General features: G+C 61.3%; 15 protein-coding genes and 1 pseudogene. 7 read left to right on the top strand and 9 right to left on the bottom strand.

Annotated features, from left to right (window positions below):
* Nucleotides 1-10: 10 nt before the first annotated feature.
* A complete protein-coding gene (locus AC19YY_RS26770; RefSeq protein ID WP_169956803.1) occupies nucleotides 11-1,036 on the bottom strand; it encodes an NAD(P)H-dependent glycerol-3-phosphate dehydrogenase in 1,026 nt (341 codons plus the stop codon).
* Nucleotides 1,037-1,231: 195 nt separating this feature from the next.
* Between AC19YY_RS26770 and AC19YY_RS26765 the strand changes: the two genes are divergently transcribed.
* The 5 genes from AC19YY_RS26765 (at nucleotide 1,232) to fabB (ending at nucleotide 8,180) form a co-directional block, all read left to right on the top strand.
* Nucleotides 1,232-3,352, top strand: a complete 2,121-nt coding sequence (locus AC19YY_RS26765; RefSeq protein WP_169956801.1) for a TonB-dependent receptor domain-containing protein — start codon at nucleotides 1,232-1,234, stop codon at nucleotides 3,350-3,352.
* Nucleotide 3,353: 1 nt separating this feature from the next.
* On the top strand, nucleotides 3,354-4,286 hold the full coding sequence (locus AC19YY_RS26760) for an ABC transporter substrate-binding protein (protein ID WP_262381072.1): 933 nt from the start codon (nucleotides 3,354-3,356) through the stop codon (nucleotides 4,284-4,286).
* Nucleotides 4,283-6,184, top strand: coding sequence for an ATP-binding protein (locus tag AC19YY_RS26755; RefSeq protein ID WP_170056985.1), 1,902 nt, complete (start codon nucleotides 4,283-4,285; stop codon nucleotides 6,182-6,184). Before AC19YY_RS26760 ends, AC19YY_RS26755 begins: the two co-directional genes overlap by 4 nt.
* 248 nt (nucleotides 6,185-6,432) lie before the next feature.
* Complete coding sequence (gene fabA / locus AC19YY_RS26750; RefSeq protein WP_003210552.1) at nucleotides 6,433-6,948, top strand: 3-hydroxyacyl-[acyl-carrier-protein] dehydratase FabA; 516 nt, start codon at nucleotides 6,433-6,435, stop codon at nucleotides 6,946-6,948.
* An 11-nt stretch (nucleotides 6,949-6,959) separates the two neighbouring features.
* On the top strand, nucleotides 6,960-8,180 hold the full coding sequence (fabB, locus tag AC19YY_RS26745) for a beta-ketoacyl-ACP synthase I (RefSeq protein WP_170042649.1): 1,221 nt from the start codon (nucleotides 6,960-6,962) through the stop codon (nucleotides 8,178-8,180).
* Between the two features lie 183 nt (nucleotides 8,181-8,363).
* Here fabB and AC19YY_RS26740 read toward each other — a convergent pair whose 3' ends face one another.
* The 4 genes and pseudogenes from AC19YY_RS26740 to AC19YY_RS26725 form a co-directional block, all read right to left on the bottom strand.
* Complete coding sequence (locus tag AC19YY_RS26740) at nucleotides 8,364-9,227, bottom strand: methyl-accepting chemotaxis protein (protein ID WP_407073440.1); 864 nt, start codon at nucleotides 9,225-9,227, stop codon at nucleotides 8,364-8,366.
* Nucleotides 9,219-9,989 (bottom strand): annotated as a pseudogene (locus tag AC19YY_RS26735) (MCP four helix bundle domain-containing protein); the annotation flags it as partial. The gene AC19YY_RS26740 and the pseudogene AC19YY_RS26735, both read right to left, overlap by 9 nt.
* 139 nt (nucleotides 9,990-10,128) lie before the next feature.
* Entirely contained in the window at nucleotides 10,129-10,593 is a 465-nt protein-coding gene (locus AC19YY_RS26730; RefSeq protein WP_169956500.1) for a DUF3859 domain-containing protein, read from the bottom strand.
* 67 nt (nucleotides 10,594-10,660) lie between these two features.
* Complete coding sequence (locus AC19YY_RS26725) at nucleotides 10,661-11,665, bottom strand: amidohydrolase family protein (protein ID WP_170056984.1); 1,005 nt, start codon at nucleotides 11,663-11,665, stop codon at nucleotides 10,661-10,663.
* Nucleotides 11,666-11,805: 140 nt separating this feature from the next.
* On the opposite strand from AC19YY_RS26725, the gene AC19YY_RS26720 reads away from it, so the two are divergent.
* Both AC19YY_RS26720 and AC19YY_RS26715 read left to right on the top strand, forming a co-directional pair.
* Entirely contained in the window at nucleotides 11,806-12,222 is a 417-nt protein-coding gene (locus tag AC19YY_RS26720; RefSeq protein ID WP_170056983.1) for an OsmC family protein, read from the top strand.
* A gap of 64 nt (nucleotides 12,223-12,286) precedes the next feature.
* A complete protein-coding gene (locus tag AC19YY_RS26715) occupies nucleotides 12,287-13,153 on the top strand; it encodes a pirin family protein (RefSeq protein ID WP_169956494.1) in 867 nt (288 codons plus the stop codon).
* 92 nt (nucleotides 13,154-13,245) lie between these two features.
* Here AC19YY_RS26715 and AC19YY_RS26710 read toward each other — a convergent pair whose 3' ends face one another.
* The 4 genes from AC19YY_RS26710 to AC19YY_RS26695 all read right to left on the bottom strand — a co-directional run bounded on the left by AC19YY_RS26710 (nucleotide 13,246) and on the right by AC19YY_RS26695 (nucleotide 16,973).
* Nucleotides 13,246-13,974 (bottom strand): dienelactone hydrolase family protein, encoded by a 729-nt coding sequence (locus tag AC19YY_RS26710; RefSeq protein WP_170056982.1) that lies wholly within the window; start codon nucleotides 13,972-13,974, stop codon nucleotides 13,246-13,248.
* A gap of 67 nt (nucleotides 13,975-14,041) precedes the next feature.
* Nucleotides 14,042-15,946: a molecular chaperone HtpG gene (htpG, locus tag AC19YY_RS26705; protein ID WP_169956490.1), complete on the bottom strand. Its 1,905-nt coding sequence runs from the start codon at nucleotides 15,944-15,946 to the stop codon at nucleotides 14,042-14,044.
* Between the two features lie 89 nt (nucleotides 15,947-16,035).
* Nucleotides 16,036-16,500 (bottom strand): PaaI family thioesterase, encoded by a 465-nt coding sequence (locus AC19YY_RS26700; protein ID WP_169956488.1) that lies wholly within the window; start codon nucleotides 16,498-16,500, stop codon nucleotides 16,036-16,038.
* A complete protein-coding gene (locus AC19YY_RS26695; RefSeq protein ID WP_172312808.1) occupies nucleotides 16,497-16,973 on the bottom strand; it encodes a PaaI family thioesterase in 477 nt (158 codons plus the stop codon). The genes AC19YY_RS26700 and AC19YY_RS26695 overlap by 4 nt, the downstream gene beginning before the upstream one ends.
* Between the last annotated feature and the right edge of the window lie 4 nt (nucleotides 16,974-16,977).

The following is a 16,977-nucleotide window of genomic DNA, read 5'->3' as shown; positions in this document are numbered from 1 at the left end:
CGCGCGTTCCTCAGTTGAAACCACTGGTGGAAATAAAGTCGACATCGGTCTTGGGTTCGGCACGCATCAGCAACTCGATGACCTGGTTCAAGGTGCGCCCTTCGAACAGGATCGCGTGCAGGCCGGCGACCAACGGCATATAGACCCCGGTCTCCTGGGCCTTGGCCTTGAGCACCTTCAGGGTGTTGACCCCTTCGGCCACTTCACCCAGGCGGGTGACGGCATCTTCCAGGCTCAAGCCCTGGCCCAGGGCAAAACCCACTTGGTAGTTGCGGCTTTTCGGTGACGAACAAGTGACGATCAGGTCGCCCACCCCGGCCAGGCCGAGGAACGTCATGGGGTTGGCGCCCTGGTTGACCGCAAAGCGGGTCATTTCCGCAAGCGCGCGGGTGATCAGCATGCTCTTGGTGTTTTCCCCCATGCCCAGGGCCACCGCCATGCCGGCGATGATGGCGTAGACGTTTTTCAACGCACCGCCCAGCTCCACGCCAAAGCGATCGGCACTGGCATAGACACGGAAGGTGCGGCCATGCAGCACCGCCTGCACCTGTTCGCACAGGGCCTCGTCTTCACTGGCGACCACGGTGGCGGTCAAGGCGTGTTCGGCCACTTCCCGCGCCAGGTTCGGCCCGGAGAGCACGCCAATACGGGCCTGGGGCGCGATGTCCTCGAGGATTTCGCTCATCAGCTTGAAGGTCTGGGCCTCGATGCCTTTAGTCAGGCTGACCAGCATCTTGCCCGCCAGCCGCTCGGCATGGGGCGCCAGCACCGAGCGCAGGGCGCTGGAAGGCAGCGCGACGAAGCACAGGTCGCAGTCATCAAGGGTGGCCTGCAGGTCCGTGACCGGCGTGACCGCCGCATGAATCTTGATGCCCTTGAGGTAACGGGGGTTTTCCCGGTTGACCCGGATGGCCTCGGCCTGTTCGGGATCGCGCATCCACTGACGCACCTGATGGCCGTTCTCGGCCAGCAGATTAGCCACGGCGGTACCAAAACTTCCGCCTCCCAGGACCGCAATTGGGCGCTGTTCAGTCATATGCAATCCGTTAATCCATAGCAGTGGCGATGGCGGCATTATACGGGCCGGCCCGATGGCGGCCAGCCCTTCCGTAATTTCCCGCGATTGTCGGAAAATGGCCGGATAGACCACAGTAATTGCGATAGCGCCGACTGGCAAAAGCGCCCGCCTCAGTTAACATGGGCGGCTATCCGCAATTATCAAGGCCGTGCCGTGTATTTGGGCCCTCCTCCTCGTTCATCTGTGTTTCTGGCGCTGCTGGTCAGTACGCCATTGCTGGCCGACGATCTGTTCCTCGACAACCAACCGCTGCCCCAGGTCCTCACGGCGACCCGGCTCAAGCAGTCGGCCGCCGCCGTGCCTGGCAGCATGACGGTGATCGACAGCGAACTGATCAAGGCCAGCGGCGCGCGGGATATCGCCGAGTTGCTGCGCCTGGTGCCGGGGATGATGGTGGGCTACACCTCGGGCAACCAGGCTGCCGTCAACTATCACGGCACCAATGCCAGCGAAGCACGGCGCATGCAGGTGCTGATCGATGGCCGCTCGGTGTACCGCGCCGGCCTCGCCACGGTGGACTGGAGCGATATTCCGGTGGCCATGGAGGATATCGAGCGGATCGAGGTGTTCCGTGGGCCCAATACCGTCAGCTACGGCGCCAATGCGCTGATGGCAGTGGTCAATATCCTCACCCGCTCGCCGGCCAACAGCCTGGGCACCCGGATGAAAATGACCCGGGGCGAGCGCGGCATCAATGATTGGTATGCCAGCCAGGGCCTGGGTTGGGACACCGGCAACCTGCGGCTGTCGCTGTCCGGGCAACAAGACGACGGTTTTGACAGCGACCGGGTGGGTGCCGACTACCGCGATAGCCGGCGCCTCAACCGCTTCAGCCTGAAAGTCAGCCAGACCCTCGACCAGCAGCAAAGCATCGACTGGCAGATCAACGCCAAGGAAGGGACCAACCAGCGGCCGTACACCTACAAGCCGGTGTTTGCCGGGATTACCGATGGTGGGACTGATTCCGACGTCAGCGCCAAGGACTACGCCGCCTCCCTGCGCTGGAACTTCGACTTCAATCCCGACCACAGCCTGTATATCCAGGGTTCGGCGCAGCAGTGGGATCGCCGCCAGGTGTGGAAAGCCTGTGACGCCAAGGTCTCGTTCAGCCCGCAGTTGACACAGTTGTGGCAAATGAACCCCAACTACGCTGAAAAGTTGGCGCGGCACATGCAGGATTACCAGGGCGGCACCCCACCGCAGGGTTCCGCAGCCGAGCAGGCGCTGGCCCAAGAGGTCATCGAACAGTGGAATCAAGGCGGCAAGGAAAGCGTCTGCGGCAACATCGACCAAAGCACCAAGGAAAGCCGCTACGACCTGGAAGTACAGGACACCCTGAGCCTGTCCGACAGCCTGCGCCTGGTCAGCGGCATGAATTACCGCTACGACCGCGCCGACTCCGACACCTACTTCAATGGCCGGCTGGACGACACCACCTGGCGCCTGTTCGGTCATCTGGAATGGCGCGCCAGCGAACACTGGCTGTTGCAGGGCGGGGCGATGTACGAAAGCACCCAATTGAGCGGCAACTCGCTCACGCCCAGGGTCGCGGTCAACTACCTGATCAATCCGCGCCATGGGCTGCGCGCGGTGTACTCCGAGGCCATCCGCTCGCCGGACATGTTCGAGAACAATGTGAACTGGAGCTACCGGGTCACCAACCTCAGTTCCCCCGTGTACGGGCAGAACTCCGGGCAGTATTTCGTCAAGACCCGGGGCCCGGGTGACCTCGACAAGGAGCTAATGCGCTCCCGGGAGCTGGGCTACAACGGTTTTTTTGCCGACATTGGGCTGAACCTCGACGTCAAGCTGTTCTATGACGAAATCACCGGCATGATCAGCGAGCCCTTGCGCAACAACCAGTACATCGCCAGCAACAGTAACAGCTCGCGTTTTACCGGGACCGAGACCCAGCTGGACTGGCACTTGAGTACCGCCGACCGCCTGCGCCTGACCTATGCTTACGTGGATGCCGACGCCAGCAACGCGCTGGACCGCCAACAGACCGCACGCAACAGCGGCTCGGCCGGCTGGATGCGCGAGTGGGGGCAAGGCTGGTCCAGCGCGCTGTTCTATTATGGCAACGATGCACTCAATCAATATCGCTTTGAACGGGTCGACATGCGAGTCGCCAAACGCATCGCCCTGGGCAAGGCCAACCTGGAGCTGGCCGGCATGCTGCAACAACGCCTCGACCACCAGCCCACCACCCAGGTCGACAATAACTACGACCAGCGCCACGTCCTCTACTTCAGTGCGGAGTTAGAGTTCTGACATGAACCCTGCCCAGTCAAGGATGACCGCCCTCTTCGGCGCCAGGTTCTGGCGCCGCTGCCTGCTGCTCGCCAGCCTGGCATTGGCCAAGCCCGTGTGGAGCGCCGAAATCCTGCTGACCGCCGCCGAGGATGGCCCCGGCGTGCAGGCATTCACCCAGGCCCTGCGCGAGCAACGCCCTGCCGATAGCGTCACCTTCAAGGCCCTGCAAGACATGCCCGCCCCTGGCCAACTGCCGAGCAGCACCCGCCTGGTCCTGCTGGACCCGCCCAGCCTCGACTGGCGCCTGCAGGATCCCCAGGGTCCGGCCACCCTGGTGCTGCGTATCAGTCGCCTGCAAGCCCGCGAGCGCCTGGGCAACCATGTGCCTGGCAAGATCAGCCTGCTGTGGAGCGACCCGCCCCTGGACCGGCAGTTGCGTCTGATCGCCAACATCCTGCCCCAGGCCCGGCGTATCGGCGTGCTGTACGGCAGCGAAAGCGAATTCCTGCTGCCAGAGTTGCGCCAGCATGCGTCGGCCCAGGGCCTGGAAATCGTCGCCCAGCACTGGGACAACATTAATGACAGTCGCCCGTTGCTGAACCTGTTCAAAAACAGCGATGTGTTGCTGGGGCTGGATGATCCGCAGTTGTACAACCCAAAGACCGTGAAAAACCTGCTGCTGAGCAGCTACGCCAGGCAGTTGCCGCTGATCGGGCCCAACGCCGGCTTCGTACGGGCCGGCAGCCTGGCCAGTACCTACAGCGACCAGGCCGACTGGCTGGATGTACTTGACCGCCTGCTCGATCGCCCGCCGGCCAGTTGGCCGCGCTCGCTGTACCCGGAACACTTCAAAGTCGTGGGCAACCCGCAAGTGGCGCGCTCGCTGGGGATCGAACAGGTGGACGAGACCGCCGTCGCGACCCGATTGGCCGAAGGGGAGAAACACCCATGACCTTGCGTCGCCGCTGGGATATCAACACCCGCACCCAGATCATCACCCTGGGCCCGGCCCTGTTGCTGACGTTGCTGCTGATCAGCTTCTTTACCTTCGTGCGGATCCAGGATCTGCGCCAGGAACTGGACCACACCGGCCAACTGATCGCCAACCAACTGGCCCCGGCCACCGAGTACGGGGTGATCTCGGGCAACAACGACGTGCTCGACAGCCTGCTGCGGGCGACCCTGGCCACGCCGCACGTGCGCTTCCTGGAAATCCAGGACAGCGCGGAAAACATCCTGGTGTATGTGGAGCAGCCATCGGAAAAGCACGACCGCTCGCTGTCGGTGAAAATCTTCCAGGCGCCGATCCGTCTGCAGCATATCCAGCTGGGCAACGATTTTTTCCAGGACAGCACCGCGCAATCCAAAGCGCCACGGGCCGACTACCTGGGGCGGGTGATCGTCGGCATGTCCAATGACGCCTTCAGCCAGCGCCAGCAGGAAATCCTCTTCAAGGCCGCGATCCTCGCCCTGTTTGCCCTGCTCTTTACCTTCCTGCTGGCGCGGCGCCTGGCCGCCAGCCTGTCGCAGCCGATCAGCGCCATGGGCCATGCGGTCAAGGCGATCCAGCAGGGTGACTACAGGGCCCCGCTGCCGATTGTCGACGACTCGGAGTTGGGCGATCTGTCCCGGCATATCAACAACCTTGCCGAAGGCCTGCACCACGCCAGCCGCGAACAGCAGCAGGCCATGGCCCAGTTGATCCAGACGCGCGAGGAAGCCGAGCGCGCCAACAGCGCAAAATCCGACTTCCTGGCGATGATGAGCCACGAACTGCGCACGCCGATGAATGGTGTGCTGGGCATGCTGCAACTGCTCGAAACCACGTCCATGACCGACGAGCAGACCGAGTACGCCGCGCTGGCCTCGGAGTCCACCGAGCACCTGCTCAAAGTCATCAACGATATCCTCGACTTCTCGCGTATCGAACGTTCGGCCCTGGAGCTTGAACATATCCCGTTCAACCTGGTGGACCTGATCAACAGTTGCGCCCAGGCCTTCCAGCACAGTGCCATACAGCGCGGGCTGGTCCTGGAACTGCCGATCCCGCCGGGCATGGAGGCGTTGCGCGTGCAGGGCGACCCGACGCGGATCCGGCAGATCCTGGTGAACCTGATCGGCAATGCGCTGAAATTCACCGAGCAGGGCACGGTCAGCGTCGAGCCCAACTGGCAGACCCTGGACCATGAACTGCTGTGGTTCACCTGCACCGTGCGCGACACCGGGATTGGCATCTCGGCCGAGCGCCTGGAACTGATGTTCGATGCTTTTCAACAGGCGGACAGCTCTATCTCCAGGCGTTACGGCGGCACCGGCCTGGGCCTGCCGATTGCCCGCACCCTGGCCGAGCGCATGGGCGGCACCTTGCGCGCCAAGAGCGAAGAAGGCCTGGGGTCGGTGTTCACCCTGGAAATCCCCCTGGCGATCTACCAACAGAGCCTGCCGCAGATCGCCGCAGCCACCCAGCACAAAGCCAGTGCCGGTGAAGGTCGCAATGTGTTGCTGGTGGAGGACAACCCGGTCAACCGCACGGTGGTCCAAGCCATGCTGCGCAGCCTGGGGTTCGAGGTGAGCATCGCCACCGATGGCGCCGAAGCGATTCGCAGTGCCGAAAGCCTGATTTTCACGGCGATCCTGATGGATTGCCGGCTGCCGGTGATCGACGGCTATGAAGCCACCCGCCAGATTCGCCAATTGCCCGGCTGCGCCGACCTGCCGATCATTGCCCTGACAGCCAATGCGTTACAGGGCGATCGCGAGGCGTGCCTGGCCGCTGGAATGAACGATTACCTGGCCAAGCCGTTCAAACGCACGGATTTGCAGCAAATCCTACAGCGCTGGGTACATTAGATCAGCACCATCAGCCAACTGCGACTGGCGTGAAACACGAAAGTGCGGCAGTCTTAGGCACCCGAGCGGGCCTATAAATGAGTCCGGTTTAAAATTTCAGTGCACAAGTGTACATTCATGTCCTTGATGCTGTGACTTTCACTACAACGCAATAGTCTACCTGTAGGCTGCCGACGTGAGGCAAGCACGCTTCAGTCGGTCGGGAAGATTTACCCGGCCCTGCCGCATGGGATTATTGAGGAGCTCGCATGACCAAACAAAACGCCTTTACCCGGGAAGACCTGCTGCGCTGCAGTCGCGGTGAGCTGTTCGGCCCAGGTAACGCGCAACTGCCCGCCCCTAACATGCTGATGGTGGATCGCATCACCCATATCAGCGAAGAGGGTGGCAAGTACGGCAAAGGTGAATTGGTCGCCGAGCTGGATATCACCCCGGACCTGTGGTTCTTCGCCTGCCATTTCGAAGGTGACCCGGTGATGCCAGGCTGCCTGGGCCTGGATGCCATGTGGCAACTGGTCGGTTTCTACCTCGGCTGGCAAGGCCTGCCGGGCCGCGGTCGCGCCTTGGGTTCGGGCGAAGTGAAGTTCTTTGGCCAGGTCCTGCCGACCGCCAAGAAAGTCACCTACAACATTCAAATCAAGCGCGTCCTCAAGGGCAAGCTGAACCTGGCCATTGCCGACGGTTCGGTGACTGTCGACGGTCGCGAGATCTACACCGCCGAAGGCCTTCGCGTCGGCGTGTTCACTTCCACTGACAACTTTTAAGGGTTATCCGCATGCGCCGCGTCGTTATCACTGGTCTGGGCATCGTTTCGTGCCTGGGCAATGACAAAGAGACCGTCTCCGCTAACCTGCGTGCAAGTCGCCCTGGCATCCGCTTCAACCCGGAATATGCCGAAATGGGTCTGCGTAGCCAGGTTTCCGGCTCCATCGACCTCCCCCTCGAAGAACTGATCGATCGCAAGATCTATCGCTTCGTTGGCCACGCCGCAGCTTATGCCTACCTGGCCATGAAAGACGCAATCGCCGACTCCGGCCTGAGCGACGACCAGGTGTCCAACGTACGCACCGGCCTGATCGCAGGCTCCGGTGGCGCGTCGACCTTGAACCAGATGGAAGCGCTGGACATCCTGCGCGAGAAAGGCGTCAAGCGCGTTGGCCCGTACCGCGTCACGCGGACCATGGGCAGCACCGTTTCCGCATGCCTGGCCACGCCATTCCAGATCAAGGGCGTGAACTACTCGATCTCCTCCGCCTGCGCCACCAGTGCTCACTGCATTGGCACCGCGGTCGAGCAGATCCAGCTGGGCAAGCAAGACATCGTATTCGCCGGTGGCGGTGAAGAAGAACACTGGAGCCAATCGTTCCTGTTCGACGCCATGGGCGCGCTGTCCACCCAGTACAACGAAACCCCGGAAAAAGCCTCCCGTGCCTACGACGCCAAGCGTGACGGTTTCGTCATCGCCGGTGGTGGCGGCATGGTGGTGGTCGAGGAGCTGGAACACGCCCTGGCCCGTGGCGCGAAGATCTACGCGGAAATCGTCGGCTACGGCGCGACTTCCGACGGCTATGACATGGTTGCGCCAAGCGGCGAAGGTGCCATCCGTTGCATGCAGATGGCCATGTCCACCGTGGATACGCCAATCGACTACCTGAACACCCATGGCACCTCCACTCCGGTGGGCGATGCCAAGGAAATGGAAGGCGTGCGTGCGGTATTCGGCGACAAGGCTCCGGCCATCAGCTCCACCAAGAGCCTGTCGGGTCACTCCCTGGGCGCCGCCGGCGTTCACGAAGCGATCTACTGCCTGCTGATGATGGAAGGCAACTTCATGGCCGGTTCGGCCAACATCGAAGAGCTGGACCCAGCCGTGGCTGATATGCCGATCCTGACCAAGACCCGTGAAGATGCCACCATCAACACGGTCATGAGCAACAGCTTCGGCTTTGGCGGCACCAATGCCACCCTGGTGCTCAAGCGCTGGCAGGGTAAGTAATACCCCGCAGGTTGTGCTTATGAAAACGCCCCGACTGGTTCGGGGCGTTTTTTATTGGGCGGGGGTTATTCAAGACCGAGTCGTCTTCATCGCAGGCAAGCCAGCTCCCACATTGATCGCATTCCAACTCGATCAACTGTGGGAGCTGGCTTGCCTGCGATGGGGCCAACCCGGTTTAAAGCCCTACACCGAAAACCGCGCCACCATGGTGTTCAAATCCACCGCCAAGCGTGACAGCTCATGACTCGCCGCACTGGTCTGGTTCGCCCCCGCCGAGGTCTGCATCGCCAGGTCGCGAATATTCATCAGGTTGCGATCCACCTCCCGCGCCACCGCTGCCTGCTGCTCCGAGGCGCTGGCAATCACCAGGTTGCGCTCATTGATCAGGGTAAACGCCGAGGCAATCTCCTCCAGCGCAGTGCCCGCTGACTTGGCAATGTCCAGGGTCGCTCGCGCCCGACCGTTGCTCTGTTGCATGGCGCTGACCGCCTGATCGGTGCCCTGCTGAATCCCACCGATCATCTGCTCGATTTCCCGGGTCGATTGCTGGGTGCGATGGGCCAGGGCCCGCACTTCATCGGCCACCACCGCAAAACCACGCCCGGCCTCGCCGGCCCGCGCCGCCTCGATTGCCGCATTCAGCGCCAGCAGATTGGTCTGTTCGGCAATCGCGCGGATTACATCCAGCACCTTGCTGATGCCGTACACCTTCTGCGCCAGGTCCTCGACCTGGGTGGCGTTGGCGGTCACGTCGTCGGCCAGGGACTCAATCGACAGCACCGTCTGATGCACCTGCTCGCGCCCCTGCTGGGCAATGCGATCGGATTCGCGCGAGGCCTGGGAGGTAGCCACCGCGTTACTGGCCACCTCCTCCACCGCGGCGGTCATCTGATTGACCGCCGTGGCGGCCTGTTCGATTTCCTGGCTTTGCTGGTGCAGGCCACGGGTGGCGTCTTCGGTGACCGAACTGAGCTCCTCGGAAGCAGAGGCCAATTGGCTGGAGGATTGGGAAATACGCAGGATCGTCTCGCGCAGGTTTTCCTGCATGCTCTTGAGCGCCTGTTGCAGGCGCGCTGGCTCGTCCTTGCCGCTGACGGTGATCTCGCCGGTCAAGTCGCCGCTGGCCACCCCCTGGGCGACCCTCACCGACTGCGCCAGTGGCAATACGATGCTGCGGGTCAACAACACCGCCAGGCCCACGGTAATCAGCGCGGTCAGGGCAATCATGCCGATCACCCAGACTCGCGATTGACTGAACACTTGCTGGGCCAGGGTGGCCGCCTGGTTGGCGCTGACCTTGTTGAGGGTAACCAGTTCGCCGAGGGTACCGGCCAACGCGTCGGCCAGGTGGTTCATCTCGCCGTTGACCACCTTGATCGCGTCTTCCACCTGGTTCTGCCGGGAAAACGCCATGACCTGCTCCTGGCGTTGCAGGTATTGCTGCTCCTCGAGTTTGAAGCGGTCGAACAGCACCCGCTCCTGGGGCAGGACGATCAGGGCATCGTACAGCGACTGCGCGTTGTGCAACTGCTTTTTGATATCGAGGATTTTCTGTTCATTCTGCGCCACCGCCTGTGGGTCGCGGTTGACCAACAGTCGCAAGGTCAAGGCCCGTACCCGCAGCAGGTCCTGATTCATTTCGCCGACGGCCATCACGCTGGGCAGCCAGTTGGTTTCCACCTGGTCCGACTGCGCACGCATATTGGCCATTTGCACCAAGGCGAACCCGCCGAGCACAAACACCATCAACGCCAACAATCCAAAACCCAGGCCTGCACGTGGAGCGATATTGAGACTTCGGATACTCATTGCTCGGACTCCTTCCAAGAGCGCTGCATCCACCTGCAGCGGGTTGCTCTTGAAAGGTATCGGCGTCTTCGACTTTTTGCGTAAGACGAAAACGCGATATCAAAACGCCTTTATCTGCCTAGCCCATGACTGTAGCGATTCAGCGCACGGTAAAGCTCTTCTGGGTCAGCAGGCGATCGCCCTGGAACACCATGAATCGCCACTCGCCCGGCACCACCTCGTGGCTTTCGGTGAACTCGTAGGCCATCACGTCCTGAGGCGCACCGGGCACCAGTTTCTGGGTCACTTCGAATTTGTCATGCCGCTGACCATCAGCCGTGCGGATGCCTGGGGTGAAATAGAGCAAGGTCAGCGGCGTGTCTTCGGCGACCTTGCCCAACAACTGATAACGCAGGCCGAACTTGGTGCCCAGCTTGGCCGGCACCACGGTAGTGGCCTGGATCTGTTCGTTGCTGCGGCGCAACACACGCTCGCCCGACTGCAACTCGGCTTTCGGGCCTTCGAACACGCCGAACTCTACCGGGCCTTCGATACGGACTTCGGCGCCAGCCAGGCCGCTGATCATCATCAATGCCGCCAGGGCGCTTAAACGGGTGAGGTGCATAGTGGGCTCCTTGAGTGAGATGGCGGGAGCTTATGACACCGGTATGACGGGACGATGACAAACCCGATCAGCGCGCCTTGGGCAAGATCGCCAGGAAATTGTCCCGTGCGACTTTTCGCGCGACGTCTTCAGGCAAGGCATCGAGGAAGGGATTGAAGCTGCGCATTTCCTTACCCAACTTATTGAACCGCCCTACAACATCAGACCCCAGCATAAAGCGCTCCGGGAAGCGCTCCACCAGTTTCAACCACTCCGGCCGGGGCTTTCCCGCATCGTCGAGCAAGTACGGCGTGAGCACGCTCCAGGACAGGTCGATGTACAGGTTGGGATACGCCTCAAGCATGCGGCTCAAGGTCGGCAACAGGAAATCCAACTGCGTCTGGTGCCGGTGGATTTCCATGCTGGTGCCGGCATGGGCCCAGATAAACCGGGTGTGCGGATGATTGCGCAGTGGTTCTTCGATTTCTGCCAGATACAGGGGGTTGCGTTCGCGCTTGGAGGTGATGTTGGAATGCACCAGTACTGGCAGGTCATTCTCGGCGGCCAGGTGATAGATGCGCGTCATGGCCTCGTTATTGGCCCGCGGCGTGTCACCGGAGGTCAGCGCGGTCAGGTCATCGTGGCGGGTGAACACTTCGCCGATGCCCTGCCACAGGCCCGGATAGAGGTCGAGCATGCGCTGGATATGGGCCTCGGAGTTCTTGTCATTGGGGTTGAAGCCGCTGAGGAACGGGTGCAAATGCTGGCGCTGCTCGGGGGCCAGCTTGCTGACCGCTGCGGCGACGATCACATCGGTGGCGCTGTACCAGTAGGCATCCGCGTCATCCCCGGCGTAATAGCGCGGGCGCTTGGGTTCGTCTTCATGCCATTTTTTCGCCACCGGGACGCCGGAAATCATCACATGCTCAATGCGATTGTCGGCCATGGCCTTGAGCAGCTTGTCCATGCCAGCTGTCTCCTGGAAGAAGTCGACGTAATGCAGGTGCGCGTCGCTGTAGGCATAGTCGCGGGCCTGTACGGCAAGGCTGCTGGCGGCAAGCAACAGGACGAGGGGCAGGCGGGTCCAGGGCACGGTAAAACCTCAACAGGGGATAAGTGCGGTAGACCTGCGACGGCGTGCCGGGGTTCATCCGATAAAAAACGCGGAACACTCAGGTGCCAGCATGCTCTATAACTGCATGACCTTCATCCTGCCACCTAGTGAGGCTTGCCATGCCTGTTATCGTCAATACGCTGAACACCGAGAACTTTCGCCATAGCGTCAACATCAATAACCATGAGCTGTTTACCGACCTGCCCAAGACCCTGGGTGGCGACGACTCGGCGCCCTCGCCCCACGATTACTTCGACGCGGCGCTGGCCTCGTGCAAGGCGCTGACCGTCAAGCTGTATGCGCAGAAAAAGGACATCCCCCTGACCGGTGTGACCGTGGAAGTCACCCACGAAAGCACCGAGGAACAAAAGGGCAAGTACAAGCTCAACGTCAAGCTGACCCTCAAGGGCGTGCTCACCGATGAGCAGCGCGCCGAGCTGCATCGCGTGGCCGACAAGTGCCCGGTGCATAAACTGATGACTACCGCCGAGATCAGCATCGAGACCCGGCTTGCCGAAGGCGCGTTCAGCCAATAACACCGATTCCCTGTCTGGCGGGTTATGCTCAAGCCCTACAAACCCGCTCAGACAGGGACGCTCCATGACCACCGTGACCGTGATTCGCCCGCGCGCCGAAGATGTCGAAGGCCAACCGATCCTGCGCCCGCTGCCCTCGCGGGAATGCCGCAGCGTCGGGCCTTTCGTGTTTTTCGACCATATGCTCCGAACCCGCTACGCCCCCGGCAGTGGCATGAATATCCGCCAGCATCCGCATATCGGCTTGTCCACTCTCACCTACCTGTTTGAAGGCGAACTGCTGCACAAAGACAGCCTCGGCTCCGATCAAGTGGTGCAGGCCGGTGATGTCAGCTGGATGACCGCCGGCAGCGCCATTGCCCACGTCGAACGCACACCCGACGCGCTCAAGGCCAAGGGGTTCGAGCTGCATGGCCTGCAGGTGTGGCTGGCCTCGCCCAAGGCACACGAGCAAGGGCCGGGGCATTACAGCCATCACCCTGCCAACAGCTTGCCGGTCAGTGACAACCTCGGCGTGGCGATCCGCATGATCGCCGGCAATGGCTTTTGCCTGGAATCACCGGTGCCGGTGCTGTCGCCGACGCTGTATGCCGAGGCTCATATGCAAACCGCCACCACCCTGCTGATTCCTGATGAGCATGAGGAACGGGCGGTGTATGTGCTCGACGGTGATGCGCAGTTGGATGGCGAACCTTTGGCAGTCCATAGCCTGGTGGTGTTGCCGGCGGGCCAGAGCATGACGCTGTTTGCCGAAACCGACTGCCATCTGGTGATCTTCGGCGGCGCGCCGCTGGATGGGCCTCGGCGGATCAACTGGAACTTTGTCGCCAGTGATCCGGCGTTGATCGAACAGGCTCGCCAGCGCTGGGCGGCTGGGGATTGGCCGACGGTGCCAGGGGAGACAGGGAGAATTGAGTTGCCTCTGAGATAGCTATCGCGGGCAAGCCCGCTCCCACACTTGGAATGCATTCCAAAATGTGGGAGCGGGCTGCCCGCGATGGGGCCAACTCAGGCGCTAAATATTCAGCCCTTGAACACTTCATCCAACAAATTATGCATCGCCTGGAACGCCCGCCCGGCAGTCTTGGCGTCGTACATCATCTTGCCCGGCACATTCGCCTGCGGGTCAGTGAACGAATGCACCGCGCCACCGTAGCTCAGCAATTGCCAATCCACCCCGGCCGCGTTCATCTCATCTTCAAAGGCAGGCAACTGCTCCTTGGGCACCAACGGGTCAGACGCACCATGCAGCACCAGCACCGAACCCTTGATGCGCTTGGCATCCGCCGGGTTTGGCGTGTCGAGGGTGCCATGGAACGACACCGCTGCCTTCAGCGACGCCCCGGTACGTGCCAGCTCCAGTGAACAGCAACCGCCAAAACAGAAGCCAAAGGTCGCCAGCTTCGAGGTATCGACCGCGGCTTCGGCCTGACCTTGCAGTTGCGCAAAAGCCGCCTGCATGCGCTTGTTCAGCAAGCCACGGTCATTTTTCAACGGCATCATCGCGGCGCCAGCTTCATCGCCATTGGACGGGCGCACCTGTTGCCCGTACAGATCGGCGATCAACACCACATAGCCCTTGCCGGCCACGGCCTTGGCGATCTCTTCGGCGCCTGCGCTGACGCCCATCCAGTTCGGCGCCATCAACAGGCCCGGCAGCGGGTCCGTGTGGCTGGCATCGAAGGCCAGGCGGCTTTCATAAGACTGGCCATCAATCTGATAGACCACGGAACGCACGGTGACTTGGCTCATCATTTTCTCCAGTTGATATGCACGAGAACGAAAAACCCCGCCGAAGCGGGGTTTTCTTGCAGCGTTGTTAAACCGACAGTTCAACCAACAGCTTGTTCAGTCGGCGCACGTAGGCGGCCGGGTCTTTCAAGCTGTCCCCTGCGGCCAGGGCCGCCTGGTCGAAGAGGATGTGCGACAGGTCGCCAAAACGCTCTTCACTCTGCTCGCCGTCGAGTTTCTCGATCAGCGGGTGAGCCGGGTTGAATTCGAAGATCGGCTTGGAATCCGGCACCTTCTGCCCGCTGGCTTCAAGGATCTGGCGCATCTGCATGCCCAGGTCCTGCTCGCCGATGGCCAGGATCGCCGGGGAGTCGGTCAGACGGTGGGAAACCCGCACTTCGCTGACGGCATCGCCCAGTGCGGTCTTGATGCGCTCAACCAGGCCTTCTTTGGCCTTGGCCACTTCTTCGGCTTCTTTCTTCTCTTCTTCGGAGTCCAGGTTACCCAGGTCCAGGTCACCACGGGCCACGTCGACGAAGGACTTACCGTCGAACTCGCTGAGGTAGCTCATCAGCCACTCGTCGATACGGTCGGTGAGCAGCAGCACTTCGATGCCTTTCTTGCGGAAGACTTCCAGGTGCGGGCTGTTCTTGACCTGAGCGTAGGTTTCGCCGGTCAGGTAGTAGATCTTGTCCTGACCTTCCTTGGCGCGCGCCAGGTACTCGGCCAGGGACACCACCTGCTCGCCGTCCTCGCCTTGAGTCGAGGCAAAACGCAGCAGGCCGGCGATTTTTTCCTTGTTGGCGAAATCTTCTGCCGGGCCTTCCTTCATGACCTGGCCGAAGTTTTTCCAGAAGCCCTTGTATTGCTCAGGCTCGTTCTTCGCCAGTTTTTCCAGCATGTCCAGCACACGCTTGGTCAGCGCCGACTTCATGGAATCGATGATCGGGTCTTTCTGCAGGATTTCCCGCGACACGTTCAGCGACAGGTCGTTGGAGTCAACCACGCCCTTGATAAAGCGCAGGTACAGCGGCAGGAAGGATTCCGCCTGATCCATCACGAATACGCGCTGCACATACAGCTTCAGGCCTTTCGGCGCTTCGCGCTGGTACAGGTCGAACGGAGCGCGGGCCGGGACGTACAGCAGCGAGCTGTATTCCAGCTTGCCTTCGACCTTGTTGTGGCTCCAGCTCAGCGGATTTTCGTAGTCATGGGCGATGTGCTTGTAGAACTCCTGGTACTCCTCGTCCTTGACCTCGGTACGCGGACGGGTCCACAGGGCGCTGGCGCGGTTGACCACTTCCCATTCCTGGGCAGGAGCCTCTTCGCCTTCGGCCGCCGCTTGTTCTTTCGGCAGTTCGATGGGCAGCGCGATGTGGTCGGAGTACTTCTTGATGATGTTGCGCAGGCGCCAGCCATCGGCGAATTCGTCTTCACCGGACTTCAGGTGCAGCACGATGCGGGTACCGCGATCAGCCTTGTCGACGGTGGCGATTTCAAATTCGCCCTCGCCTTTGGAAGACCAGTGCACGCCTTCGCTGGCGTCGAGACCGGCGCGGCGGCTGAACACTTCAACTTTGTCGGCGACGATAAAGGCCGAGTAGAAGCCCACGCCGAACTGGCCGATCAGGTGCGAATCTTTCTTCTGATCGCCCGAGAGGTTCTTCATGAAGTCGGCGGTGCCGGATTTGGCGATGGTGCCCAAATGGGTAATCGCGTCTTCACGGCTCATGCCGATGCCGTTGTCTTCGAGCGTGACGGTCTTGGCGTCCTTGTCGAAGCTCACACGGATTTTCAGTTCTGCGCCACCTTCCAGCAACTCAGGCTTGGACAGGGCTTCGAAACGTAATTTGTCGACAGCGTCAGAGGCGTTCGAGATCAATTCGCGAAGGAAGATTTCCTTGTTGGAATACAGCGAATGGATCATGAGGTGCAGCAGTTGCTTCACCTCGGTCTGGAAGCCCAGGGTTTCCTTTTGAGTTTCCACACTCATGGTCATCAAACTCCAATTGGATGGCAGTGGCCGCGCCCTAGAGGGTTGGCGGCGGGTTGTCATCAAAGTTGGGGGCTAAGACCAGGATTTCAAGGGTGGCCCTGCTCCTGAATCTTGAAATGCGCGCGAGCGGTAGCGATGGGCTCGGCAGGGGTGCTCTGCCAGGCAGTGATCGCCACATTGGCCACCCGCCGTCCCTGGCGCCACACCTGGCAGGTTGCGTAGGTGTCGCGAAACTGCCCGGCCCGCAAGTAATCCAGGGAAAAATCGACGATCTTCGGCAGGCCTGTTTCAACCCGTGGGGTGCCTGTAGCCACCCATAGATGAAAGGCCGCCGACAACTCCATAAACCCTGCGATCACCCCGCCATGGATGGCCGGCAATATCGGGTTACCAATATTGTCCTTGTTCGCCGGCATGCGGAACAACAACTCATCCCCCAGTCGCGTGCACTCGACGCCGATCAGGCGGGCATAGGGAATCAACTCGAGCAACGCCTTATAGTCGCCGCGTTGGTGGGCCTGCTGCATCCGGGTCTTGAATTGATGGGTCATGCCTGTTCTCCCTTGATGCTGCTGCCCAGCCCCTTGGTGCCCTTCAATCGCTTGCCCATGCGCATGAACGTGCCCACTACATGGGCAATCGGCTGCTGGGGATCGTCCTGGTAAGCAAAGCCCCGGGTGAAAATCACATCGGTGGTCACCCGATAACATTGGGCAAAGCCAAACACCGTCTTGTGCGGCTCGGCCGGGTGCATGTAGTCAATGCGCAGATCCAGGGTCGGGCAGACCTCGAACTCCGGCAGCACGCACAGGGTGGCCATGCCACAGGCGGTGTCCATCAGCGAGGTCAAGGCGCCGCCATGGATGATCCCGGTTTGCGGATCGCCGACGATCTGCGGGCTGTAGGGCAGGCACAAGGTCATGCCCTCGGTGTTTGCATCATGTACCTGGATCCCCAGCACCTGACAGTGGCGCAGGGCTGAGACAAAACGTGCGGCACGCTCTAAAAGGGGGCTATCGGTCATTGGG

It is taken from the genome of Pseudomonas sp. MF09156, from assembly GCF_059862305.1.
This window is presented reverse-complemented; position numbering and strand designations above follow the sequence as displayed.

Coding starts and splice junctions, on each gene's coding strand:
- AC19YY_RS26770 (WP_169956803.1), bottom strand. CDS start 1,036: ATGACTGAACAGCGCCCAATTGCGGTCCTGGGAGGCGGAAGTTTTGGT.
- AC19YY_RS26760 (WP_262381072.1), top strand. CDS start 3,354: ATGAACCCTGCCCAGTCAAGGATGACCGCCCTCTTCGGCGCCAGGTTC.
- AC19YY_RS26755 (WP_170056985.1), top strand. CDS start 4,283: ATGACCTTGCGTCGCCGCTGGGATATCAACACCCGCACCCAGATCATC.
- fabA (WP_003210552.1), top strand. CDS start 6,433: ATGACCAAACAAAACGCCTTTACCCGGGAAGACCTGCTGCGCTGCAGT.
- fabB (WP_170042649.1), top strand. CDS start 6,960: ATGCGCCGCGTCGTTATCACTGGTCTGGGCATCGTTTCGTGCCTGGGC.
- AC19YY_RS26740 (WP_407073440.1), bottom strand. CDS start 9,227: ATGCAGGAAAACCTGCGCGAGACGATCCTGCGTATTTCCCAATCCTCC.
- AC19YY_RS26730 (WP_169956500.1), bottom strand. CDS start 10,593: ATGCACCTCACCCGTTTAAGCGCCCTGGCGGCATTGATGATGATCAGC.
- AC19YY_RS26720 (WP_170056983.1), top strand. CDS start 11,806: ATGCCTGTTATCGTCAATACGCTGAACACCGAGAACTTTCGCCATAGC.
- AC19YY_RS26715 (WP_169956494.1), top strand. CDS start 12,287: ATGACCACCGTGACCGTGATTCGCCCGCGCGCCGAAGATGTCGAAGGC.
- AC19YY_RS26710 (WP_170056982.1), bottom strand. CDS start 13,974: ATGAGCCAAGTCACCGTGCGTTCCGTGGTCTATCAGATTGATGGCCAG.
- htpG (WP_169956490.1), bottom strand. CDS start 15,946: ATGAGTGTGGAAACTCAAAAGGAAACCCTGGGCTTCCAGACCGAGGTG.
- AC19YY_RS26700 (WP_169956488.1), bottom strand. CDS start 16,500: ATGACCCATCAATTCAAGACCCGGATGCAGCAGGCCCACCAACGCGGC.
- AC19YY_RS26695 (WP_172312808.1), bottom strand. CDS start 16,973: ATGACCGATAGCCCCCTTTTAGAGCGTGCCGCACGTTTTGTCTCAGCC.